At 70.8% G+C, this 23355-nt stretch carries 19 protein-coding genes; 4 read left to right on the top strand and 15 right to left on the bottom strand.

What is annotated here, in order from left to right; genetic code table 11:
* Nucleotides 1-77 precede the first annotated feature (77 nt).
* Nucleotides 78-683 carry a lytic polysaccharide monooxygenase gene (locus ABGB17_RS11050; protein WP_347628323.1) on the bottom strand — a complete coding sequence of 202 codons (606 nt, stop codon included), beginning with the start codon at nucleotides 681-683 and terminating at the stop codon, nucleotides 78-80.
* Nucleotides 684-1367: 684 nt separating this feature from the next.
* Here ABGB17_RS11050 and ABGB17_RS11045 point away from each other — a divergent pair.
* Nucleotides 1368-1628 (top strand): SAV_915 family protein, encoded by a 261-nt coding sequence (locus ABGB17_RS11045; protein ID WP_347628139.1) that lies wholly within the window; start codon nucleotides 1368-1370, stop codon nucleotides 1626-1628.
* Nucleotides 1628-2974 (top strand): diaminopimelate decarboxylase, encoded by a 1347-nt coding sequence (gene lysA / locus ABGB17_RS11040; protein ID WP_347628321.1) that lies wholly within the window; start codon nucleotides 1628-1630, stop codon nucleotides 2972-2974. The genes ABGB17_RS11045 and lysA overlap by 1 nt, the downstream gene beginning before the upstream one ends.
* 221 nt (nucleotides 2975-3195) lie before the next feature.
* Here lysA and ABGB17_RS11035 read toward each other — a convergent pair whose 3' ends face one another.
* Genes ABGB17_RS11035 through ABGB17_RS11025 form a run of 3 tightly spaced genes read right to left on the bottom strand, consistent with a single transcriptional unit; the run spans nucleotide 3196 to nucleotide 4269 of the window.
* Entirely contained in the window at nucleotides 3196-3468 is a 273-nt protein-coding gene (locus tag ABGB17_RS11035) for a hypothetical protein (protein WP_347628137.1), read from the bottom strand.
* Entirely contained in the window at nucleotides 3459-3764 is a 306-nt protein-coding gene (locus ABGB17_RS11030) for a hypothetical protein (protein WP_347628135.1), read from the bottom strand. Before ABGB17_RS11030 ends, ABGB17_RS11035 begins: the two co-directional genes overlap by 10 nt.
* A gap of 16 nt (nucleotides 3765-3780) precedes the next feature.
* Nucleotides 3781-4269: a hypothetical protein gene (locus ABGB17_RS11025; RefSeq protein WP_347628133.1), complete on the bottom strand. Its 489-nt coding sequence runs from the start codon at nucleotides 4267-4269 to the stop codon at nucleotides 3781-3783.
* Between the two features lie 678 nt (nucleotides 4270-4947).
* Here ABGB17_RS11025 and ABGB17_RS11020 point away from each other — a divergent pair.
* Nucleotides 4948-5753, top strand: a protein-coding gene (locus ABGB17_RS11020) for an IS5 family transposase (protein ID WP_347628319.1) whose coding sequence is annotated in 2 segments (ribosomal slippage) — nucleotides 4948-5293 and nucleotides 5293-5753 — 807 coding nt in all. Because the reading frame shifts where the segments join, the coding sequence is not laid out codon by codon here.
* A 6-nt stretch (nucleotides 5754-5759) separates the two neighbouring features.
* Here the strand turns inward: ABGB17_RS11020 and ABGB17_RS11015 are convergent.
* The 9 genes from ABGB17_RS11015 to ABGB17_RS10975 all read right to left on the bottom strand — a co-directional run bounded on the left by ABGB17_RS11015 (nucleotide 5760) and on the right by ABGB17_RS10975 (nucleotide 17383).
* Nucleotides 5760-6428: a response regulator gene (locus tag ABGB17_RS11015; protein WP_347628131.1), complete on the bottom strand. Its 669-nt coding sequence runs from the start codon at nucleotides 6426-6428 to the stop codon at nucleotides 5760-5762.
* Nucleotides 6425-8989 (bottom strand): DUF4118 domain-containing protein, encoded by a 2565-nt coding sequence (locus ABGB17_RS11010; protein WP_347628129.1) that lies wholly within the window; start codon nucleotides 8987-8989, stop codon nucleotides 6425-6427. The genes ABGB17_RS11015 and ABGB17_RS11010 overlap by 4 nt, the downstream gene beginning before the upstream one ends.
* 22 nt (nucleotides 8990-9011) lie before the next feature.
* Nucleotides 9012-9869 carry a potassium-transporting ATPase subunit C gene (locus ABGB17_RS11005; protein WP_347628126.1) on the bottom strand — a complete coding sequence of 286 codons (858 nt, stop codon included), beginning with the start codon at nucleotides 9867-9869 and terminating at the stop codon, nucleotides 9012-9014.
* Entirely contained in the window at nucleotides 9869-12013 is a 2145-nt protein-coding gene (gene kdpB / locus ABGB17_RS11000; RefSeq protein ID WP_347628124.1) for a potassium-transporting ATPase subunit KdpB, read from the bottom strand. The genes ABGB17_RS11005 and kdpB overlap by 1 nt, the downstream gene beginning before the upstream one ends.
* Nucleotides 12013-13674 (bottom strand): potassium-transporting ATPase subunit KdpA, encoded by a 1662-nt coding sequence (gene kdpA, locus ABGB17_RS10995; protein WP_347628122.1) that lies wholly within the window; start codon nucleotides 13672-13674, stop codon nucleotides 12013-12015. Before kdpA ends, kdpB begins: the two co-directional genes overlap by 1 nt.
* Complete coding sequence (locus ABGB17_RS10990; RefSeq protein WP_347628120.1) at nucleotides 13675-13764, bottom strand: potassium-transporting ATPase subunit F; 90 nt, start codon at nucleotides 13762-13764, stop codon at nucleotides 13675-13677.
* Between the two features lie 257 nt (nucleotides 13765-14021).
* Nucleotides 14022-16004: an amino acid transporter gene (locus ABGB17_RS10985; RefSeq protein WP_347628118.1), complete on the bottom strand. Its 1983-nt coding sequence runs from the start codon at nucleotides 16002-16004 to the stop codon at nucleotides 14022-14024.
* A 93-nt stretch (nucleotides 16005-16097) separates the two neighbouring features.
* On the bottom strand, nucleotides 16098-17147 hold the full coding sequence (locus ABGB17_RS10980; RefSeq protein ID WP_347628116.1) for a hypothetical protein: 1050 nt from the start codon (nucleotides 17145-17147) through the stop codon (nucleotides 16098-16100).
* The gene (locus ABGB17_RS10975) at nucleotides 17114-17383 is read right to left on the bottom strand and encodes a hypothetical protein (protein WP_347628114.1); all 270 of its coding nucleotides are present in this window, start codon (nucleotides 17381-17383) and stop codon (nucleotides 17114-17116) included. Before ABGB17_RS10975 ends, ABGB17_RS10980 begins: the two co-directional genes overlap by 34 nt.
* Before the next feature lie 106 nt (nucleotides 17384-17489).
* On the opposite strand from ABGB17_RS10975, the gene ABGB17_RS10970 reads away from it, so the two are divergent.
* Nucleotides 17490-19643, top strand: coding sequence for a tetratricopeptide repeat protein (locus ABGB17_RS10970; RefSeq protein WP_347628112.1), 2154 nt, complete (start codon nucleotides 17490-17492; stop codon nucleotides 19641-19643).
* Here ABGB17_RS10970 and ABGB17_RS10965 read toward each other — a convergent pair.
* Nucleotides 19583-21529, bottom strand: coding sequence for an SPFH domain-containing protein (locus tag ABGB17_RS10965; protein ID WP_347628109.1), 1947 nt, complete (start codon nucleotides 21527-21529; stop codon nucleotides 19583-19585). The genes ABGB17_RS10970 and ABGB17_RS10965 overlap by 61 nt on opposite strands.
* A 20-nt stretch (nucleotides 21530-21549) precedes the next feature.
* The gene (locus ABGB17_RS10960) at nucleotides 21550-23247 is read right to left on the bottom strand and encodes a protein kinase (protein ID WP_347628107.1); all 1698 of its coding nucleotides are present in this window, start codon (nucleotides 23245-23247) and stop codon (nucleotides 21550-21552) included.
* Between the last annotated feature and the right edge of the window lie 108 nt (nucleotides 23248-23355).

The raw sequence follows: 23355 nt of genomic DNA, 5'->3' as shown, positions 1-23355 counted from the left end.
CATGACATCCGTCATGTCCCCCGAAAAGGGGACAGGCCCCGCCGGGGTCCGGGCGGGGCCTGTCACTACTGGCGGGATCAGGAGGTGAAGTTCACATCGCTGCAGATGTAGTACGCCTGGTCCATGTGCGAGGCCTGCCAGATCGTGAACACGACCGCACGGCCGGAGCGGCCGGAGGTGTTGACGTTGATCGAGTAGTTCTGGGTCTGGGGGTAGCGGCCGGTGGTGGTCACGAGCTCCAGGCTGCCCCAGGTCAGCGGGGTCGTCACGGGGTTGAAGCCCGGACGGGTGATGTAGACGCGGAAGTAGTCCGCACCGTGGCTGGCCTGGTCGTAGAGCTGGATGGTGAACTGGTTGCGGATGGTGGTGTACTTCCAGTCACCCACGGTGTCCATGGCGCGGTAACGACCGCCCTCGGCGAGGCCGCCGCTGCAGAGCTGGCCGTCGCGCACCGCGCCCTGGTGGTTGCCGCCGACGCCGTTGCGGTAGAGCCCGTTCCAGTTCCACATGGCGTTGGGTTCGGTGCGCCATGCCTGCCAGCACATCGGGTCCTGCTGCTGCATGGCGGGGTTGAGGTGGTCGTTGCCCCAGCGCTGGTGGCACCCGTAGACGCGGGACGCCGGGTTGATGACCGAGCCGTGCGCGGACGCGCTGTCCACCCACGGGACCATGAAGAGCACCATCGTGGTCAGCAGGGCGGCGAGGGGGCGCAGTGCCCTGCGGCGGGGGTGCGCTTGATCGCGACGATCCATGTGCGGTCCTCGTCTTCCGTCGGGGGGATTCCGGGGGGCAGGAGGGATGGGAGCGCTCCCATCTGTGTTAAGGGGATATTACCTGACGCCATCTAGTTGCAGAACATGACTGAGAAAACCTGAAAGTTTCAGAGGTCATGAAGCCGATCAATGGTAGGCCGTCAAAAAGATCAACAAATGGCGTTCCCCATGGTCATGCCCTCCCCCGCAGACGTGTTCGATGGAACGAGTGAAACCCCGCTCCACCAGCCCTGACCGTCACGCTTTACACCGCACCTGACTGCCGCGAGATCTCGTCGAATCCACTTCGACAATAGGTCAATTCCACAAACTTGACCGGTTCATACTATTCCTTGATCGTTGAATCTTTCACCAGAGTCGAACAGCCACCGATGGGCCCGCGGCACGGCGGCCGTCCGAGGGCCGGCATCGTCCAGGCGGCGGTTTCGACCCGTCGGCGGTGATCGGCGGGATGGACGAAGCAGATCACGGCGAAGGGCGTCAACGTCGCGTAGGCATTGGCGCCCCTGCCGTCGGAATGTCGTAGCGATCAGGCGTCACCCCGCTTCACCTGGCCTAGCGTCACGAACGTCCGACTTCTCCAAGGAGAGAAAGATGTCGAGCGTTCCCCTGTTCGTCCCGATCCGCGGGACGGGTTGCAGCGATACTTTGTGCCTGTTCCGCACGGCGTCCGGCAAGCGGACGGCGGTGGCGTTCTCCTCACCGGTCAAGCTGGCCAAGGTGCTCGGCCCCGGCCAGCGCTGGGTCCGGCTCAGCGAGCCCGCCGTCCGGCAGATGATCGCCGGCCTCGATGTGACCGGCATCGTCATCGACCCCGCCGGCACCACGCGCCGTCCCACGGGGAGGGTCGCGTGATGCGCCTCGTCGGCCGGGAGTCCCGCACCGAGCGGGACCAGCCGGGACGGCTCGACGCGGGCCCCTGGCCGTCCACGTTCCTGCGCACCCCCGACGGCGACGCCACCCTCGGCGGCGTGTCGCTGTGCGCCATCGCCGGGCGGTTCGGCACCCCGTCCTACGTCATGGACGAGACCGACGTCCGTCGGCGCGCCCGCGCGTACAAGGCGGCGCTGCCGGACGCGACCATCGCGTACGCGGCCAAGGCGTTCCTGTGCCGCGCGATGGCCGACTGGATCCGCACCGAGGGCCTCAGCCTGGACGTGTGCTCCGGCGGCGAACTCGCCCTCGCCCGCTCGGTCGGCTTCCCCGGCGAGCGGATCATCTTCCACGGCAACGCCAAGACCCCGCACGAACTGCACGAGGCGGTCGAGTACGGCGTCGGCCGCGTCGTGCTGGACAACCTCCCCGAGATCGCCCGCCTCGCCGTCCTTGTGCCTCTGGGCAAACGGCAGAAGGTACTGCTGCGCATCGTCCCCGACGTCCTGGCAGGCGCCCACGCCGCGATCCGCACCGGCGGCGAAGGCCAGAAGTTCGGCCTGTCCCTGGTCTCCGGCGACGCCGCCACCGCCGTCCACCAGGTACTCGGCCAGCCCGGCCTGGAACTGGCGGGCCTGCACTGCCACATCGGCTCCCAGATCACCACCGTGGAGCCCTTCCAGGAAGCGGCCCGCGTCATGGTCCGCCAACTGGCCCACATCCGCGACACCCACGGCGTCGTCCTCCCCGAACTCGACCTCGGCGGCGGCCACGGCATCGCCTATCTCCCCGGCGACCACCCCCTGGACCCCCGCCACTACGCCGCCGCCGTCACCTCGACCATCCACGACCACTGCACCGCCCTGGGCCTCCCGGCGCCCCGCCTGACCATCGAACCAGGCCGCGCCGTCTCCGGCCCCGCCGGCATCACCCTGTACCGCGTGATCGTCGTCAAACGCCAAGGCTCCACGACGTTCGTCGCCGTGGACGGCGGCATGAGCGACAACCCCCGCCCCTCCCTGTACGGCGCCCCCTACACGATGTCCCTGATCGGCCGCCGCACCACACCCATCAAACGCCGTGTCACCGTGGTAGGCCGCCACTGCGAATCAGGCGACGTCATCGCCGAGAACGTCCCCATGCCCGCCGACATCCACCCCGGCGACCTGATAGCCGTAGCCGCCACCGGCGCCTACAACCACTCGATGGCCTCCACCTACAACCTCACCACCCGCCCTCCGGTAATCGCCATCTCCGAAGGCACCGCCCGCCTGGTAGTCCGCCGCGAGGCCCCCACCGACCTCCTTTCCCGCGAAGTAGGCCTCTGACCCGTCAGCGGTCGACGCGGTATCCCCAGGCGCGCCCGGCTGTCGCGATGAGGTCGGCTGGGGCACCTGGGTCTGAGCCGTCCACGTCACGCCAGGCCTGATGCAGCGCCGCGAAGGCCTGCAACTCCCGTCCCGCCCGGGCCGCCATCTCCGCCCGCAACGCATGTGCGCACGCTCGCATGACCCGGCTGTCACCGCGCCGGGCGATACGAACGGCCTCATCACGCCTCGACGGCCGGGGCCAGCGCCACCTGAAGCCGCGCGAAAGGCACGCTGCCCACTTGAGCGTCCACGGCATCGACGATCTTGCCGAGCGCGTCCACGACCTCGGCGTCGAGCGTCTCGGGAGCCGCCAGGGCGGCGCCGATCGCGCCGTCGTCCCCTGGGGCGAGGAAGGCCAGAATGCTGTGGCCTCGTGTGGCCACCTGGACCACCTGGGCCCGCAACTCGGCGATCCGTCCGGCTGACGTGCCCCACTCGGCCATCAACGACAACAACCGCTCGACATCCGAGCCCGCAGCGACCGCTCCGTCATCGCCACGCGCGCATAGGCGTAGGCGAGCAGAAGCCGGTACCGCTCTCCTGGGATCACGGCGGCGCCCTCGCTCTCCCAGCGCGCGATCGTGCGCACCAAACTGGCCACGCTCATGCCGGCCACTCCCGGGACGGCCAGGACACGGGCGGCGTCCTTGAGTGCCCGCGCCTGATCCGCCCAGGACCAGCCGCGCCGCTCCCGCAGCGCCCGCAGGGCACGCGGGGTGGCACAACGATCCCTCTGCGTCATGGTCATTACAGCACGCGACGGCCTATACGGGCAGGACAAGGCGAGGTTTGCCGTGCTCGGCGGCGTAGTCGAGGGTGTACCAGGTGCCTCCTCCGGCAACATCGGCACGCGGAAAACCGATGACGAACTCACTGCGATCGACCATCCATCGGTTGCGGTGGTGGTAAGCCTCCGCCGAGGGATGCGCAGGGTGGGCGAGCTCGACGAGCTCGCGGAGGCGGCCGCGGGCCACGGCCACCGCGTCACGAGCGTCGGCAGGCTGACCGTCCATTGCGCCGGGGACGACCACGACGAGTTCGGCCCGTGTCTCGGACGCCAGCCACAGCAGTGTCAACGAGTCCACTCCACTGGCTCCACCGATGTAGAACCGCCTGCCCGGCCCGGCGAAGGGAGCGAGGTACTCAGCGAACATCCGCCGGTACTCGCCGAGCGGCCGGTGACTGGTCGACCTGGTGCCACTGATCGTTATCGTGTCAGGCACAGCCGCCGCCACAACGTCATCGGATGTCATCTCCCTTGCCGAGGGACGAAAGCGTGTACTCGATGTCGTGACGATGGATCTCCACCGCCCGGCCGTTCCACCCGACGGTAACGGCCCGGGCACGCTCCCGCGCGACCTGGCCTTCTCCCGCACCCCTCGTGAGATCCTCTGGGATCTCCCGGTCGACGCCGAGGCAGCCGGGAGAGCACGTGACATGGTCCAGGACACGCTGACCGCATGGGTCTCCCCGGCGTGGTCCCCTCTGACATGATCAGCGACGTCCTGGTGGTCGTCAGCGAGCTGTGCACGAACGCGATCCAATACGGCACCCACCCATCACCCTCCGCCTGGGCCTTGCGGGCCGATGCCTGTCCGGGGAGGTCGCCGGCCATGGCCCACCCTTCGTCCTCCCACCTCAGCCGCCCTCCGGCACGACGGCAAGGTCTTCTGGTTCACCATGTGCTGGTGACACGCGACCTCACCCACATCCCAGCGAATACAGCGGACACTCACGAAACCGCGACGCGGCGGGCACTCCGTGGGGCGAGGGTCGCCTGAGAAAAGAACAGCGCCGAAGGCGCCGTTCAAGGGCCGCGGGCACGATTCCAGGGAGCCGGGGCGAGGGGCTTAGAGCTCCTAACAGAATGATCTCTGTTGTGCTTTGATCTCTCGCTGTAGCGGTGGCGAGAGGGGTGGGTCGTGGCGCGGCTGAAGCCGTGGGAGGTCAGTGACGAGTTATGGGCGGTCATCGAGCCGTTGCTGCCCAAGCATCAGCGGCGGGTCCGCCATCCGGGACGCAAGCGGCTGGATGACCGCCTGGCCTTGCAGGGCATCCTGTTCGTCCTGCACACCGGGATCGCCTGGGAGCATCTGCCGCAGGAGCTGGGGTACGGCTCGGGTATGACCTGCTGGCGGCGGCTGGCCGAGTGGAACAAGGCCGGGGTCTGGCAGCGCCTGCACGAAGTGCTGCTCGATCGGCTCCGCGCCGCCGACGCCCTGGACTTCTCTCGCGCCGCGGTGGATTCTTCCCACATCAGAGCGCTAAAAGGGGGGCGCAGACCGGTCCGAGCCCCGTCGACAGAGGCCGGTTGGGCAGCAAGCATCACCTGATCACCGAAGCGACCGGCGTCCCGCTGGCAGTCATCCTGACCGGCGGCAACCGCAACGATGTCACCCAGCTGGTGCCGTTGCTGGAGGCCGTCCCAAACGTACGCGGCAAGCGTGGCCGGCCTCGCAGGCGTCCCGATGTCGTCCTGGCCGATCGCGGCTACGACCACGACAAGTACCGCAAGCAGGTCCGAGCCCTGGGCATCCGACCGCTCATCGCCCGCCGAGGAACCGAGCACGGCTCCGGCCTGGGCAAACAACGCTGGGTCGTCGAACAGACCTTCGCCCTGCTGCACCACTTCCGACGGCTGCGCATCCGCTGGGAGATCCGCGAGGACATCCACCGAGCCTTCCTCAGCCTCGGCTGCGCCCTCATCTGCTGGCGACGCCTCACCTCATTGCGTTAGGAGCTCTTACGGGGTGAAGCGGTAGCCCATGCCTGGTTCGGTGATCAGGTGGGTGGGGTGGGTGGGGTCTTGTTCGAGTTTGCGGCGGAGTTGGGCCATGTATTGGCGGAGGTAGTGGGTTTCTTTGACGTATTGGGGGCCCCAGACCTCGGTGAGGAGGCGGCGTTGGGTGATCAACTTGCCGGGGTTGCGGACGAGGATCTGGAGGATGTGCCATTCGGTGGGGGTGAGGTGGAGGTCGCCTGAGACGGTGTGGGCGGAGAGGTCTATCTCGTACGGCCCTATGAGGATCTTGGCTTGTTCGGGCTCGTGGGCGCCGGCGCGGCGGGTGACGGCGCGGACGCGGGCCAGGAGTTCCTCTATGTGGAACGGCTTGGTGACGTAGTCGTCGGCGCCGGCGTCCAGGGCTTCCACCTTGTCGTCGTTGCCTGCCCGGCCGGAGAGGACGAGGATCGGGACGGTGGTCCAGCCGCGTAGGCCGTGGATGACGTCCACGCCGTCGATGTCGGGGAGGCCGAGGTCCAGCAGGACGACGTCGGGGCGGAAGTCGGCGGCTTCCCGCAGGGCGGAGCCGCCGTCGGGGGCCACGGCGACCTCGTAGTGGCGTGCGGCGAGGTTGATGCGCAGGGCGCGGAGGATCTGGGGTTCGTCGTCGACGACCAGGACGCGGGTCATGCTGTTTCCTCCAGGGGGACGGCGCCGGCGCGTGAGGAGATGGGCATGGTGAGGATCATGGTGAGGCCTCCTCCTGGGGTCTCGTCGGGCAGGAGTGTGCCGCCCATGGCGTCGGCGAGGCCGCGGGAGAGCGCGAGGCCGAGGCCGACGCCGGTCTCGTTGTCGCGGTCGCCGAGGCGCTGGAACGGCAGGAAGACGCGCTCGTAGTCGCCGGGCGGGATGCCGGGGCCGCGATCCACGACGCGGATCTCGACGTGGTCGCCGAGCCGGCTCGCGGTGATCAGCACCTTCTGGTCCGGCGGGCTGTGGCGGACGGCGTTGGCCATCAGGTTGACGAGGATGCGTTCCAGCAACGCCGGGTCCGCCACGATCTCGGGGAGTTCGGGCGAGACGTCCCCCTCGATCCGCTCGCTGAGCGGCCCGAGGTCGTCGACGGACCGCGGGACGATCTCCTCCAGCGGCACCGGCCGCAGCGCCAGCCCGAGCACCCCGGCCTGCAGGCGGCTCATGTCGAGCAGGTTCTCGACCAGGCGCTGGAGCTTGACGAGCGATTCGTCGGCCGTGGCGAGCAGCTCGCGCCGGTCCGTCTCGCTCCACTCGATCTCGGTGGTGCGCAGGCTGTCCACGGCGGCCTTCGCCGACGCCAGCGGGGTACGCAGGTCATGGCTGACCGCGGCGAGCAGCGCGGTGCGCATGCGGTCGGCCTCGGCGAGCGGCTTGGCCTTTTCGGCCTGCTCGCTCAGCCGTTCCTGGCGCAGCGCGACGGCCGCCTCGGCGGCGAACGCCTCGAGCACGCGCCGGTCGGACGCGCCGAGCAGCCTGCCCCGCAGCGCCAGCACCAGGTCCTCGTCGATGACCACGTCGCTGTCGGAGGACGCCGGGCTGGTGCAGGGCACACCTCCGGCGTTCGCGACGATGCGCCACACCCCGGAGTCGGCGCGGTCGTCGGGACTGGGTGCGGTGGTGCGTTCCAGCAGGGTGACCGAGGTGAGGCCGTAGATCTCACGCAGCCGGGCCAGCAGGGACGGCAACGCCGCGTCGCCGCGCAGCACGTGCCCGGCCAGCGTGGACAACACCTCGGCGTCCGCGCCCGCGAGTGCCGCCTCCCTGGTGCGGCGCGCCGCGAGGTCCACGACCGCGGCGACGGCGGCGGCGACCACGACGAACACGGCGAGCGCCAGCAGGTTTTCCGGCGCGGCGATGGTGAAGGTGCCGGTGGGCGGGGTGAAGAAGTAGTTGAGCAGCAGCGACCCCGCGACGGCCGCCGTGATCGCGGGCCACATGCCGCCGACGAGCGCGACGCCCACCACCATGCTGAGGAACAGCAGGATCTCGCTGGGCAGGGAAACGATCTCGCGGAACGGCACCAATCCGGCGGCGAGCACAGGCATGCCCGCCACCGCCATGGCCCACCCGGTGCGCCGCCGCGTGCGGGTCAGCGCGGCCCTGGACCGGGCGACGCGCCGGCGTCCACGCCGCGCCTCCGCGTGCGTGATCATGTGGACGTCGATGCTCCCGGACAGGGCGGTGACCTCGACGCCGACGCCCCGGGAGAAGATCTGCGCCAGCCGTCCCCGCCGCGAGGCGCCGAGCACGAGCTGGGTGGCGTTCACCCCGCGGGCGAACTCCAGCAGTGCCCGGGGCACGTCGTCGCCCACCACCTGGTGGTAGCTGCCGCCCATGCTCTCCACCAGGGCCCGCTGCCTGGCGAGGGCGGCGGGGTCGGCGCCGGTGAGGTCGTCGGCGCGGGTGACGTGCACGGCCAGCAGGTCGGCGCCCTTGCTGCGGTCGGCGATGCGGGCGGCCCGCCGCACCAGGGTGTCGCCCTCGGGGCCGCCGGTGAGCGCGACGACGACCCGTTCGCGGGTCTCCCAGGTGCCGGCGATGCCGTGGGCCGCGCGGTAGCGGTCGAGCTGGTCGTCGACCTTCCCCGCGACCCACAGCAGGGCCAGTTCCCGCAGCGCGGTGAGGTTGCCGACCCGGAAGTAGTTGGACAGCGCCGCGTCGATCTTCTCCGGCGGGTAGACGTTGCCGTGCGCCATCCTGCGGCGCAGCGCGTCGGGGGACATGTCGACCAGTTCGACCTGGTCGGCCCGGCGCACCACCTCGTCCGGCACGGTCTCCCGCTGAGGCACGCCGGTGATCTCGCGCACCACGTCGTTGACCGACTCCAGGTGCTGGATGTTGACGGTCGAGATCACGTCGATGCCGGCATCCAGGATGTCCTCGATGTCCTCCCAGCGCTTGACGTTCGCCGAGCCCGGCACGTTGGTGTGGGCCAGTTCGTCGACCAGGACGGCCCTCGGGCGGCGGGCGATGACCGCGGCGGTGTCGAGCTCGGTGAAGGTCGCGCCCCGGTAGACCACTTTCCGGCGCGGGACGACCTCCATGTCCTCCAGCAGGGCGGCGGTGCGGGCGCGGCCGTGCGTCTCGACGAAACCGACCACCACGTCACGCCCGCGTTCCCTCGCGCGGCGGCCCTCGCAGAGCATCGCGTAGGTCTTGCCGACGCCGGGGGCGGCGCCGAGGTACACCCGCAGCCGCCCGCGCGCTGTGCTCATCCGCTGCCGGCCCTCCCCTCGTTCATCCCTGGTCGAGGGCCAGGTTGAGTTCCAGGACGTTCACCGCGGGCTCGCCCATGAAGCCGAGGCCGCGGCCGTCGGTGTGCGCGGCGATCAGGGCGCGCACCCTGCCCTCGTCCATGCCCCGCGCCTTGGCGACCCGGGGCGCCTGCAGCTCGGCGTAGGCCACCGAGATGTGCGGGTCGAGACCGGAGCCGCTGGCGGTGACCGCGTCGCCGGGGACCCTGATGTGGGTGACGTCGCCGCGCACCGGGACGGTGCGGCCCGCGGAGTAGTCCTCGCCGGGCCTGCCGCACTCCACCTTAACGCCGCCGTACTCGGCGACGAACGGCGTGGCGGGGCAGGCCTGGTTGACGCTGACCACGCGGATGGGCAGGCCGACCGCCGGGAACACCTTCAGCACCGCGCCCACGCCGTCGGGGGTGCAGTACGGCCGGGCGCCGGACACGCCCTCGCGCTCGCCGATCTCCTTGGAGCGGGCACACACCTGCGTGAGCAGGCTCTGCCGCCCGCCCTCCTCGGCCCCGGGCACCGGCAGGACGTCCACGACGTCCTCAGGGCCGAGGTTGCTCGCCGCGGTGGAGAGCATGTCGTAGCCGTCGCCGGCGGCCGACGGGCGACTCTGGAAGTACGTGCCGACCGCCTTGCCCTCGGCGTCGGTGAAGGACTGCCCGATGAGCGCGCTGCCGACGGCCCTGCCGTCCCGCTCGATCATCGAGCCGTTGGCCCTGCCGTTGAACAGGGCCTGCGCGACCCCGGTCACCGCGAGCGGGTAGACCGCGCCGAGAAGCAGGGTCAGGACGACGACCGCGCGGATCGCGGCGACGTGCCGGCGGAGCCAGCCAGGTAGACGTTCCATCACGACATCCCGGGAAAGAACTGGACCAGCAGGTCGATGAGCTTGATGCCGATGAAGGGGGTGATGACGCCGCCGAGCCCGTAGACGTACAGGTTGCGCGACAGCAGCTTCGACGCCGCGGCCGGCCGGTAGCGCACACCGCGCAGGGCGAGCGGGATCAGCGCGACGATGACGACCGCGTTGAAGATCACCGCGGAGAGGATCGCCGACTGGGGGCTGGCCAGGCGCATGATGTTGAGCGCGTCGAGGCCCGGGTACACCGCGGCGAACATCGCGGGAATGATCGCGAAGTACTTGGCGATGTCGTTGGCGATCGAGAAAGTCGTGAGCGCGCCCCGGGTGATGAGGAGCTGCTTGCCGATCTCCACGATCTCGATGAGCTTGGTGGGGTTGGAGTCGAGATCGACCATGTTGCCGGCCTCCTTGGCGGCCGACGTGCCGGTGTTCATGGCCACGCCGACGTCGGCCTGCGCGAGCGCCGGCGCGTCGTTGGTGCCGTCGCCGGTCATGGCGACCAGGCGGCCGCCCTCCTGTTCCTCGCGGATCAGGGCGAGCTTGTCCTCGGGGGTGGCCTCGGCGAGGAAGTCGTCCACCCCGGCCTCGTCCGCGATGGCCTTGGCGGTCAGCGGGTTGTCGCCGGTGATCATGACGGTGCGGATGCCCATGCGCCGCATCTCGTCGAAACGCTCGCGCATGCCCTGCTTGACGACGTCCTTGAGGTGGATCACGCCGAGCACCCGGGCCCGGCCCGCCACGTGCTCCCCCACCACCAGGGGTGTGCCGCCGCCGGACGAGATGCCGTCCACCAGGTGGCCGGCGTCGTCGGTGGGGTGCCCGCCGTTGTCGCGCACCCATTTCATCACGGCGGTGGCCGCGCCCTTGCGGACCTGCCGGCCGTCGAGATCGACGCCGCTCATGCGGGTCTGCGCGGTGAACGGCACCCAGTGCGCGTGCGCCAGCTCGCCCAGGCCACGCTCACGCAGGCCGTACGCCTGCTTGGCGTACACCACGACGGACCGGCCCTCGGGGGTCTCGTCGGCGAGGCTGGAGAGCTGGGCCGCCGCGGCGAGGTCCATGGCGGCGACCCCGTCGACGGGCAGGAACTCCGACGCCTGGCGGTTGCCGAGCGTGATGGTGCCGGTCTTGTCGAGCAGCAGGGTGCCGACGTCGCCCGCCGCCTCGACCGCGCGGCCCGACATGGCGAGCACGTTGCGCTGCACCAGGCGGTCCATGCCCGCGATGCCGATGGCCGACAACAGGGCGCCGATGGTGGTGGGGATGAGGCAGACCAGCAGCGAGATCAGCACGACGCCGGTCACGCCGTCGGCGTTCAGCGCCAGGGAGTCGGGCACGCCGGGGTTGATGTTCCTGGCGTGGATCGCCATCGGCTGCATGGTCACGGTGGCGACCAGGAAGATGATCGTCAGCGCGGCGAGCAGGATGTTCAGCGCGATCTCGTTGGGCGTCTTCTGCCGGCCGGCGCCCTCGACCAGGGCGATCATGCGGTCGATGAAGCTCTCGCCGGGCTTCTGGGTGATCTGCACGACGATGCGGTCCGACAGCACCTTGGTGCCGCCGGTCACCGCCGAGCGGTCGCCGCCCGACTCTCGGATCACGGGGGCCGACTCGCCGGTGATGGCCGACTCGTCGACGCTGGCGATGCCCTCCACCACGTCGCCGTCCCCGGGGATGATCTCCCCGGCCTCGACGACCACGAAGTCGCCCTGCTTGAGCTCGGACGCGCCGACGGTGTCCCACCGGGACGCCTCGGCGCCGGGACGCCGGCCGGTGAGCCTGCGGGCCGTGGTGTCGCGCTTGGCGGCGCGCAGCGTGGCGGCCTGGGCCTTGCCGCGGCCCTCGGCCACCGCCTCGGCCAGGTTGGCGAACACCACGGTGAGCCACAACCACACCGCGATGGCCCACGCGAAGAACGACGCCTCGCCGGTGGCGGCGAGCACCGTCGTGGCGAGCGCGCCGGCCTCCACGATCAGCATGACGGGGTTGCGCCACAGCGTGAGGGGGTTGAGCTTGCGGAACGCGTCGGGCAACGAGGTGATCAACTGCTGGGGGTCGAGCAGCCCGCCGCCGACGCGGGAGTTCTTCCGCGCCTCGGCGGTACGGTCCCGCGGGACTGGGGTGGACATCAGTGGATTCCTTCTGCGAGCGGTCCGAGCGCGAGGGCGGGGAGGAAGGTCAGCGCGACCAGCACGATCGTCACCCCGACGACCAGGCCGACGAACTGCGGCCGGTGCGTGGGCAGGGTGCCCGCCGACTCCGGTACCGGGGCCTGCCGGGCGAGCGAACCCGCGAGGGCGAGCACGAAGATGATCGGCAGGAACCGGCCGAGCACCATGCACAGACCCAGCGCCACGTCGTAGAACGGGGTGTTGACCGTGACGCCGCCGAACGCCGAACCGTTGTTGCTGGACGCGCTGGTGAAGGCGTAGAGGATCTCGGAGAAGCCGTGCGGGCCGCTGTTCAGCATGGCCGCGAGGCCCGCCTCGTTGGCCATCGCCACCGCGGTGCCGGCGAGCACCAGGACCGGCGTGACCAGGAAGTACATCGAGGCGAGCTTGATCTCGCGCGCACCGATCCTCTTGCCCAGGTACTCGGGGGTGCGGCCGACCATGAGCCCCGCCACGAACACCGTGATCACGGCGAGCACGAGCATGCCGTACAGGCCCGCGCCGACGCCGCCGGGCGCGACCTCGCCCAGCATCATGTTGAACAGCGTCATCATGCCGCCGAGCGGCGTGAACGAGTCGTGGAACGAGTTGACCGCGCCGGTGGAGGTCAGCGTGGTGGCCGCGGCGAACGTCGCGGAGTTCGACACGCCGAACCGGACGTCCTTGCCCTCCAGCGCCGCGCCGACGGCCTGCGGCACGGTGGCCCCGCCGCTCAGCTCGAACACGTTGGTCAGCGCCACGCTGCCGAGCGCGATGACGGCCATCACGGCGAGGATGGCGTGGCCCTGGCGGACCTGGCCGACCATTCTGCCGAAGGTGCGCGGCAGGCTGAACGGGATGACCAGGAGCAGGAAGATCTCGAACCAGTCGGTCCAGGTCGTCGGGTTCTCGAACGGGTGGGCGGAGTTGGTGTTGTAGAAGCCGCCGCCGTTGGTGCCGAGTTCCTTGATGACCTCCTGGCTCGCCACCGGGCCGCCGGTCATGTGCCGAACGCCGCCGGTGAGGGTGGTGACGTCGTGCGGGCCCGTGAGGTTCTGCACCACGCCGCCGGCCACCAGGATCAGCGCGCCGACGAAGGCCACGGGCAGCAGGACCCGGACGATGCCGCGCACCAGGTCCACCCAGAAGTTGCCGATGGTGTCGCTGCGGCTGCGGGCGAACCCGCGGACCAGGGCGATGGCGACGGCCATGCCGACCGCGGCGGAGACGAAGTTCTGCACGGCGAGCGCGGCCATCTGGGTCAGGTGCCCCATGGTGTTCTCGCCGGAGTACGCCTGCCAGTTGGTGTTGGTGACGAAGCTGATCGCCGTGTTCCACGCGATGTGGTCGGGGACGGCGGGGAGGCCGAGGCTCAGGAACAGCTTGTCCTGCACGCGTTGCGTCAGGTAGACGAACCCGATGGAGACGATCGAGAACGCCAGCAGGCTGCGGGCGTAGACGCCCCATCTCTGCTCGGCGTCGGGGCGCACCCCGAGAAGGCGGTAGATGACGCGTTCGACGGCGAGGTGGCGCGCCCCGGTGTACACCCGGTACATGTGGTCGCCGAGCGGCTTGTGCACCAGGGCGAGCACCGCGACGAGCGACGCGACGAAGATGACCCCGGCGGTGGTCGTGCTCATCTAGAAGCGCTCCGCGAAGAGCAGGGCGGCGACCATGAAGATCACCAGCAGGACCGCACCGGCCAGGCCGATGGCGTTGACGGCACTCACAGCCGTTCCACCGCCTTGACCACGAACCCGAAGATCACGAAGATCGCGATCGTCAGGACGACGAAGATGACGTCGGCCATCCCCACTCCTCAGATTCCGGACAACACGCTTCAGGCCGCCCGGAGAGGCGGCCCATGTCCAGGAAATCGCGGGATTTAGGGCTTTTGACGGGTCTTGACGGTTTTCATACGCCGGTCAGCCGTTTGTTGACGAGTTCCCGACGCGACGGCGTCGTACGGTGAGGCTCCCCGGCGAACTCAGCCGCCCACGTGGATTCCCGGGCGGCGGGACGGCTCCGGCTCGTTCTGCCGGATGATCTCGCGCACGACCGGGGGCGTGTCGCCGCGGCCGAGGAGGAGGTAACGGAACAGGTGGGTGAGCGGAGCTCCCTCCGACCATTCGAAGTACGCGTGGGGCCGGACGCCGGTCGCGTCGCGCAGCGCGAGCAGGATCGCCGCGATGGCGTTGGGGGCGGCCGGGCTTTCCGCGCGCAGCACGCGGTGGCCGCCGACGTCGATGCCCCGCACGCGCAGCACGCCGCTGAACTCCGACGGGTCGACCACGTCGATCTCGAGGAACAGCACGTCGGCGGGGTTCGGCACCGGGTTCATGCCCCGCTGCTCGGCCTCCTTGGCGTCGTACTCGGCCGCGTCGCCGTCCTGCCTGCGGTTGGCGATGATGTTCAGCGCGCCGTCGTGGGCCAGGGAGCCGGCGACGAAGCGGCGGGCGTTCCCGTCGAACTCGATGCGGTCGGCGCGCAGCTCGGTGGTGCGTGACACCCGGGAGACGAGCGACACCACCACGATGCCGAGGATGAACATCGCGGAGATCGCGATGCCGTCCGGCTTCTCCCTGATGTTCTCCACCAGCGCGTACAGCAGGACCAGGGTGAGCACGCAGAAGCCCGCGGCGGCGGCGCGCCGCCGGCGGCGCAGGGCCGAGATGGTCACCGCGACCGCGCCGGACACCATCATCGCGAGGATGCCGGTGGCGTACGCGCCGGCCTGGGCGTTGACGTCGGCGCCGAAGACGACGGTGATGACGACGGAGATCACCGTGTAGACGATCACCACCGGCCGTACCGCGCGGCCCCACTCCGGCGCCATGCCGTACGACGGCAGGTACCGCGGCACGATGTTGATCAGGCCGGCCATGGCGGAGGCGCCCGCGAACCACAGGATGAGGATGGTGCTGATGTCGTACGCGGTGCCGAACACCTCACCGAGACGCTCGTGCGCCAGGTACGCCAGCGCGCGGCCGTTGGCCTCGCCGCCCGGCTGGAACCGCTCCGGCGGGATGAGCAGGGTGGTCACGAAGCTCGTGGCGATCAGGTAGACGCTCATGATCAGCGCCGCGACGGTCAGCAGCTTGCGGGTGTTGCGGATGCGCGCCTCCTTGCGCTCCGCCGCGTCCTTTCCCTCGGCCGCCACCAGGGGCATCATGCTGACACCCGTCTCGAAGCCCGACAGGCCGAGCACCAGCAGCGGGAACGCCAGCACCGCGGGGCCGAGCACGCCGCCGAGTCCGCCCCCGCTGTGGGTGAGGGCGTCGGTCCACCGCGACCAGGTCTCCGGGTGGGTCAGCACGTCCCCGAGACCGACGGCCACGACCACGGCGTTCAGCCCGAGGAACAGCGCCACCAGCGGGATCGCGACGCCGACCGCCTCGCTGAAGCCGAGCAGGAACACCCCGCCGAGCACCAGCAGCAGCACGATCGTCAGCGGCACCGCCTGGCCGTGCAGGAAGCCAGGGGCATAGGGGTTCTCCAGGACGTGCACCGAGGCGTCCGCGGCGGACAGGGTGATCGTGACGATCCACGAGGTGACCACGAAACCCAGCAGGACCAGCACGAACAGCTTGCCCCACCAGAACGGCAGCAGGTTCTCCAGCATCGCCACCGAGCCCTGGCCGTTCGGGCTCTCCCTGGCCACCCGCCGGTACATGGGGAGCATGCCGAGCAGGGTGAGCGCCACGATGAGCAGCGTGGCGAGCGGTGACAGCGCCCCCGCGGCGAGCGCGGCGATGGCGGGGAGGTAGGCCAGCGTCGAGAAGTAGTCCACGCCGGTCAGGCACATGATCTTCCACCAGGCCTGCGGGCGGGCGTGGCTCTCGTCCGCCTCCGGCCCCACCGGCTGCACCCGATGCTCCAGCATCCACCGCCCGAACCGGCTCCCGGGCGCCCTCGGCGGCACCGGGCTGTCCATCACCTCGGGTACGGCCAGCTCTCCCGTGCCGCTCATCGGCCTCTCCTCACCCCGTGCGTACCATTCGGGCGCGTGCGGCGCACGAACAATGGCGTTACCCTACGGCAGCCGGCAACACGCTCACGCGCCTCACCACCCCCCGGCGAGCGGCACCCAGCCCGGCAGCGGCAACAGGCGCAGGTACGGCGGCAACACCTCGATGAGCAGGATCTTCAGCGGCCACACCAGCAGGGCCACCCCCACGCTGACCGCCAGGCAGACACCCCAGCGCGGCGTGTCCGCGCGCTGCTCCCGCAGATGGATGCCGAGGATCAGCGCCGCGACCACCAGCGGCGGCCCCACCGCGATCATCCACGGCGGCACGGGGCCGAGCGTCACCGGCGAGTCCGGCAGGCCCACCACGGCCACCACGCAGGCGGACAGCGCCAGGCTGAGGTCCACGAAGTGGAACAGCGCCGGTGGCGGGTTCAGATCTGTCAGCGCGGTGGTCCTGAAGGAGAAGCACGACAGCAGGAACAGGAACGTCATCAGGACCAGCACGCCGCGCACGACCTCGTCCGGTGACGGCGGACGCGGCTCACCGAACGCCTTGACGCCGTAGACGACCCCCACCAGGAGCGAGAACAGCAGGAACACGGCGAAGACCCCGGCCGCGACATACCCCGGCGGCGGCAGCCAGCGCGAACGCGGCCCCTCCTCGCTCCCCCACAGCAGCCGGCGCACCGGCCCGCGCCGCACCTCGGGGAGCCCCTGCTGGGCCCGCATCTCGCGACGCAGCCGGGCCACCTCCAGCCGCCGCTCCGGGCCCTCCAGGACGTAGCCGGCGTACATCAGCGGTACGGCCAGCGCGAACACGCCCATCTCCGCCCGCCCGGCGCCGCCCGAGAACAACGCCATCAGCGCCGGGGTGAACACCGCCAGGTAGCCCGTGAGCACCAGCAGGAAGGCCATCGTGGTGAGCGGCGAGGCAAGCTTCCCGAACGGCGTTCCGAGGAGCAGGCCGAACAGCAGCCAGAACCCGATCAGCAACACCCACTGCGTCACGATCGCCGCCGGCAGCACCTCCGCCAGTTGCTCCTTTCCGAGGTGGAGAAGGGCGTCGGGCAGCGTGCGTTTCTGTTCCTGGCCGTAGAAGGCGTAAGCGATCACCAGGAGAACGAAGCTGATGAAGGGCGCCATCTTGTCCGTCTCGCGCCAGAACTTCTCCTGATCTGGCGGCGGGCGAAGCCGTACGCACTTTCGCCGAACGACAGAAGTGATTTGATCAATTTGGCGGTCCAGTACAGCAGGAGAACGCCCACGAGCAGCCATAAGATCCTGCGGAGCGTGAGGAGGCTCACGTCGGCGCCGAAGGCCGCCAGGAGCTCCTGGACGAGGCCGAGTAAATCATCCACCCACTGCACGATGGGCAGCATATGACGGATATATCGTGCGGCCTCGATATCCAGGGCGATATCGGTAGGGAGAATTTCCAGCAGTCATGAGATATCGCCATTTCGCTGGACTTCCCTGGGTGAATGGGTGGCGGCGCGGGCGAGGGTGCGCTACATCGAGAGGGTGACCGAGTTCGAGGAGCTCGCCGGGCGGGCCGTGGCCCATCTGGTGTGGGGCCTGAGTGCCGGGGCCGCGGGCGGCCCGGCGGCGGGACGGCTGCGCGACCTGGTGGCCTCGGCGGGGGGCGACACCACGGCCCTCGTCCGGCTGGAGCAGGAGGCCGCCGGCGGGCTGCCCGGCCTGGACACCATGCGCGCGGCGCGTCTCACGCTGGAGGCCGCCGCGGACGCCGGCCCGCCGTACGCGCGCGAGCTCGCGGCGATCGTGGCCGACCTCGAGCGGGGCGAGCCGGGGACGCCTCCGGAGAGGGCCCCGGCGGAGGAGGCGGCCGGACGGCCCCCGGCGGATGCCCCGCCCGGACCGCCCCCGGCGCGGACCGCCGGGCCACCTCCGGCCGATAGGCCGGCCGCGGCGATGCCGCTGGCCGCGCCGGTGGCCGAGGTGGCCGAGGAGGTGTCCGAGGCGGGGCCCGCGGTGGCCGAAGGCATGCCTGGGGTGGACGAGGCCGGGCCGGCCGGGGACGAGGACACTCCGGCCAGGAGCGGACGCGGGCCGGCCGGGGACAAGGAATCTCCCGCCAGGAGTGGACGCGGGCCGGCCGGGGACAAGGAATCTCCCGCCGGGAGCGGACGCGGGCCGGCCGGGGACGGGGGAACCCCGGTGACCGGGGAGGCCGAGGACGCGGTGACGCTGCGGAACCGGGGGTGGCTGGCGTACTGGGCCGGGGAGACGGGGGACGCGGCGGGGGCGCGGGAGCAGTACGCGGCGCTGGTGGGGGCGAGTGGGCGGGTGCTCGGGGTGGAGCATCCGGAGACGTTGACCACGCGGGCCAACCTCGCGTACTGGACGGGACGGGCGGGGGACGCGGCCGGAGCACGGGAGTTGTACGCGGAGCTGCTGCCCGTATGCAATCGGGTGCTCGGGGAGGAGCACGTCGAGACGCTGACGGTGTGGGCCAACCTGGCGCGCTGGACGGGCGAGGCGGGGGATCCCGAGGGGGCGCGGGCGCGGTACGCCGAGCTGCTGCCCGTGCGTGAGGTCGTGCTCGGGGAGGAGCACCCGGAGACGCTGACCACGCGGGCCAACCTCGCCTACTGGACCGGCAGGTCCGGCCGCGGGGAGGAGGCGCTCGCCATGTACGAGGCGCTGCTGCCGGTCCGGGAGCGGGTCACGGGGTACGAGGACCCGGAGACGCTGATCACCCGGGGCAACCTGGCCTACTGGAGGGGCGCGACCGGTGACGCGGCCGGGGCGCGCGACCTGTACACCGTGCTCGCCTGGGTGCGGGAACGGGACGCCGGCCGCGACGCCCCGGCGACCCTCGCCGTGCGCGCCAAGCTCGCGCACTGGACCGGGAAGTCGGGGGACGCGGCCCGGGCACGCGATCTGTTCGCGGACATCGCCGCCGCGTGGGAGCGGGCCGCCGGTCCCCGGCACCCCGACACCCTGGACGCGCGCTCCGAGCTCGCCCACTGGACCGGCGAGGCCGGCGACCCCGAGGCCGCCCGCGACCAGTACCGGCGGCTCGCCGACGCGCACGGCGACGAGCTTGATGCCTGGGTGCTGCGCATGCGAGCCGAGGAGGCGTACTGGACCGGCGAGGCGGGCGACCCGGCGCGGGCGAGCGACCTGTGCGCCCGGATCCTGGAGGCGCGCGTCCCGCCGGACATGACGGATCCGGACACCATGGCCGTCGCCGTGCAGCTCATCCGCTGGACCGGGGAGGCCGGCCGCCCAGGGGACGCCAGGGACCTCGCCAAGGAGCTGCTCTCCCTGCGGGTCGCCCAGGGCCTCCTCGACGACGACACCGGGGTCGCCCTGTTCTCCCAGCTCGCCCGGTGGACGGGCGAAGCCGGCCAGGCCATGGATGCCTTCCGCCTGACCGACATGCTCAGACTCCTGCTGCGGCACCGCCACGGGAAGCGGCACCCCCGCACGCTGACCGCCCACGCCTGGGTGGCCCACTGGGCCACCCGGCTGGACGCCCCGTACTTCGCGCTCGACCAGTACGCCTCGTACGTCTGGGACCGCGAGCGGGAACGGCCCACGTCGCCGTACCCCTACACCCCCGGCGCCTGGAAGGTCTCCCCCGAGGGGTCGGCCGAGCCCGTGGACGAATGAGGGCGCCGCTCAGGGACGTCCTCCTGGGTGCCGTCCGGGTGCGCCGGCGGGGCGCCGTTCGCCGTGCCGCCGGCGATCGCCCCCCTGCCTTCGCTCATCGCCCTGTTGATGGCCTCCACCAGCGCCGTCGGGGTGATCCACTGGGTGATGGAGTCCGCGTCGCCGCCGGACGCGATCACCGACGGGACGCCCATCTTGGTGAGCAGGGCGATGAAGCGCTCCTTGGCGACCTGTTCGCGGCCGAGCATCTGGATGAGCACCCGCACCTCGGTGCCGACCTCCACCTCGCGGCGGGCCCGGTCCACCTCCAGGTCGTCCAGTTCTATGCGGCGCCGGATCCGCGCGTTGCGCTCCTCCTGTTCGAGCAGCGGGTGCTGTTCCCGCGCGACGACCCGGGTCTGGCGCATGTCGTTGAACTTGGAGTCCTCGAACTCGATACGCCCGATGGTGGTGTTGGTGGCGACGACCGACCACTCCTCCAGCTTGCGCTCGATGCTGGTCTGCAGGTCCGCCTGCACACGCTGCGGGCTGTCCACGAAGTCGGTGATGCGGTACTCGGCGGAGATGGAGGAGAAGTATCCGATCACCACCGAGCCGAGGACCCGCTCCACGAACCGCTTGACCGGCGCGGGCCTGGCCACGAAGCCGAACTGGTCGGCGTCCGCGGTCTCCTGCTCGCCGAACCTCCTGACCAGCAACGGCGCCGACTCCGCGGGGATGCGCAGGGTCTGGGTGAGGTGCACGCGCAAGGTGTGCCCTTCGATGGTCACGGGGATCGGCTGCAACGCCGAGTCGTACCGGTCGTCGGGACCGTCCTTGTCCGCCCACTCCAGGATCAGCTCCCTTGTCGGGATGCGCACGACGCGGGCGAACCAGGGGTTGATGGCGTAGTCGGCGCCGCCGGGCAGGGTCTCGGTCTGGGTGCCCTGCCGGCCGCCCCGCTCCAGGAAGACCCAGGGGAGCTGGAACCGGTTGTGGCCGGGGATCCGCGGGGCGAGCTCGGTCCCGTCGGGGACGGGGGCGCCCTCGCGGACCACGACGACGCCCGTGTTGCCGTCCAGCAGCGAGATGAGCTTCAGGTCCTCCTTGGTCAGCCCCGTGCGGCTGGACTCGACGTTGTCCTCGGTGATCACGTCGAAGATGTACGGGTTGATGTTGTACCGGTTGCCGCCCTGCAGGACGGCGAGCTGCGGGCCCTGCTGCCCGCCGCGGGCGAGGAAGCCCGGCCCGTCCTGGAAGTAGTCGCACTCGACGTGGCGGCCGAACGGCCGGCCGTGCGGGAGGTTCTCCCCGACCCGCGCGACGACCACCCCGATGTTGCCGGGGCGGATGTAGGTCACCGGCTTCACCAGCACGTCGAACATGTACGGGTTGATGGCGTAACGGCCTCCGCCTTGGAGGACCGCGAGCTGGGGCCCCTGCTCGCCGCCCCCGGCGAGGAAGTTGTGGCCCTTCTGGAAGTAGTCGCACTCGACGTGGCGTCCGAGCACCCTGCCCGCGGGCAGGAGCGCGCCGACCTTGGCGCTGACCACGCCGATCGAGTCGATCGGGATGACGACCAGCGGGACGAACTCCACCGAGTAGACGAACGGCGGAAGCCAGACGACCGCGTTCGGGCCGAGCACCGTGGCCTGGGGACCCGGCGAGCCGTAGAGGCTCACCCCGTAGATGTCCCCGGGGTGCAGCCGCCCGAGCCTGCGGTGGACGACGCCGATGCTGTCCCCCGGCACATGGATCATCCACCGGTTGTAGAGACGCCACGCGAGCATCGGGGCGCCGAAGACGACAGCGAGGGTGAGCAGCACGATGACCAGGGTGCTGAATTCGTGGCCGGTGATGATCCATACCAACGTGAGTAAAATCAGGCCGACGAGTGTGATGATCACTCGTAGGTCCTCGAACAACTTCACAGGCGTCTCCGAAGCTGATGGTGAACCGCCATGACCGTCAGCGTCCACCGGTCGTACCATCCATTTTGCAACTCTCGGGATGGATTGCGGAGCGTGGGAAAGAAACCCGGCCGATAATCCGAGCGGGTAGCCCATTGGGGATATGTCCCATTTTTTGCGGATAAGTTCACAGTCCAGCCGAGCGCCCGTGCCAGTTCGGTGAAATCGGTCCGCGTGCCGGCGCGCTGGTGGCCCCAGTACCGGCCGAGCTGCGCGGCGAACCCGTGCCGCCCCGCCGTGCCGTCCGCCCAGGCGGCCTCGATGTCGCGCAGGAACGGGGTGGTCAGGCGTGCGCCGTCCGACTGCGCCATCCAGCCCTCCTCGGTGCGCCCCGCGGCGTCGAGCAGGAGCGCCGTGGTCAGGGTGTCGGCGGCCACCAGGTCCCCGGCGGCGGTGAGACGGCGCAACCTCTCCAGGCCCGCGGCGGGGACGGCACGCGCGGGTCTTGGCGGCGTCTCGCACAGGCGCCGCAGCCACGCGATCTCGGCCTCGCCGGGCAGCGAGCCGTCCCTGGCGTCGTAGAAGCGCACGTGGCCGGGCTCGTGCCCGGCGAGCAGCACACGCAGCACCGGGACGCCGAGGCGCCGGGCGTCGCTCAGCGCGCGGGCCACGGGTTCCGGCTCGTCCGGCGTCATCAGGGCGACGAGGGCCGGCGCGCCGTCCAGCCGCTGGTCGCCGTCCGGCGCCTCGTAGGCCGAGCGCACGGGCAGGCCGTCCTCGCGCAGCGACCGCGTCAGCCGGTCGGCGTACTCGGCGCGGGCCTGCGGGCCGCAGAGGACGATCTCGGCGCGGGTCAGGTCCATGCGGACCATCTCGGCGGTGCGCGCGGGGTCGGCGCCGGGGCCGACCAGCGTGGTGAGCAGGTCCCAGGCGGTGGGCCGCTCGGCGGGGTCCTTGGCCATCGCGGCGGCCACGACCTTGGCGAGGCCCTCGGGCAGGCCGTCCAGGTCGGGCTGGTCGTGGGTGATGCGGTGCAGCAGGTGCAGCAGGCTGTCGCCGTCGAACGGCGGGCGTCCCGTGGCGGCGAACACCATGACACCGCCCCAGGCGAAGACGTCGTACGCCGTGGTCACCCGCGCGGGGTCCAGCACCTCCGGCGCCATGTACCGCGGCGTGCCCACGATGTTGCCCGGCTCGGTGAGGCGCTTGGTCATGTCCAGGGGCCGGGCCAGCCCGAAGTCGATGACCCGGGGCGCGACCGGGGACAGCAGCACGTTCTCCGGCTTGAAGTCGCGGTGCACCAGCCCGGCCTGGTGGATGGCGGCGAGCGCCGTGGCCGTGCCCACCGCGAGGGCCTCCAGGTTGGAGCCCTCGAACGGCCCCCGCTCGTCCACCGCGCGCCCGAGGTCGGGACCGTCGACGTACTCGGTGACCAGGTGGATCCGCGAGTCGTCCAGCCGCCATGCGAGCACCGGCGCGGTGCAGAACGACCGGACGCGCCGCGCCGCCTCCACCTCGGCCTGGAACCTCCGCCGGAAGGCCGGCGACGCGGCGTACTCCTTCCGCACCACCTTGATCGCGACCTTCAGCCCGTGGACGTCCTCACCGAGGTAGACGATCCCCATGCCGCCCTCCCCGAGACGCCCGAGCAGCCGGTACGACCCCAGTGTCCGGGGATCGCCGTCCCCCAACGGCTCCCATGCCCTCGGCTCCACGTCGTACGACCTTCCGTGAACGGCTCCCACCGGCGTACGTTTTCCCCGAGCCGGTTCACGTTCTGGCGCTGAACTGGCGGGCTAATATCCTACGTCGCGCATTTGCCG

Origin of the sequence: Sphaerisporangium sp. B11E5, assembly GCF_039871875.1 — a bacterium.
Classification (GTDB): Bacteria; Actinomycetota; Actinomycetes; order Streptosporangiales; family Streptosporangiaceae; genus Sphaerisporangium.
Note: the sequence above shows the minus strand (reverse complement) of the source record. Positions and strands in the feature narration are given on the sequence as shown.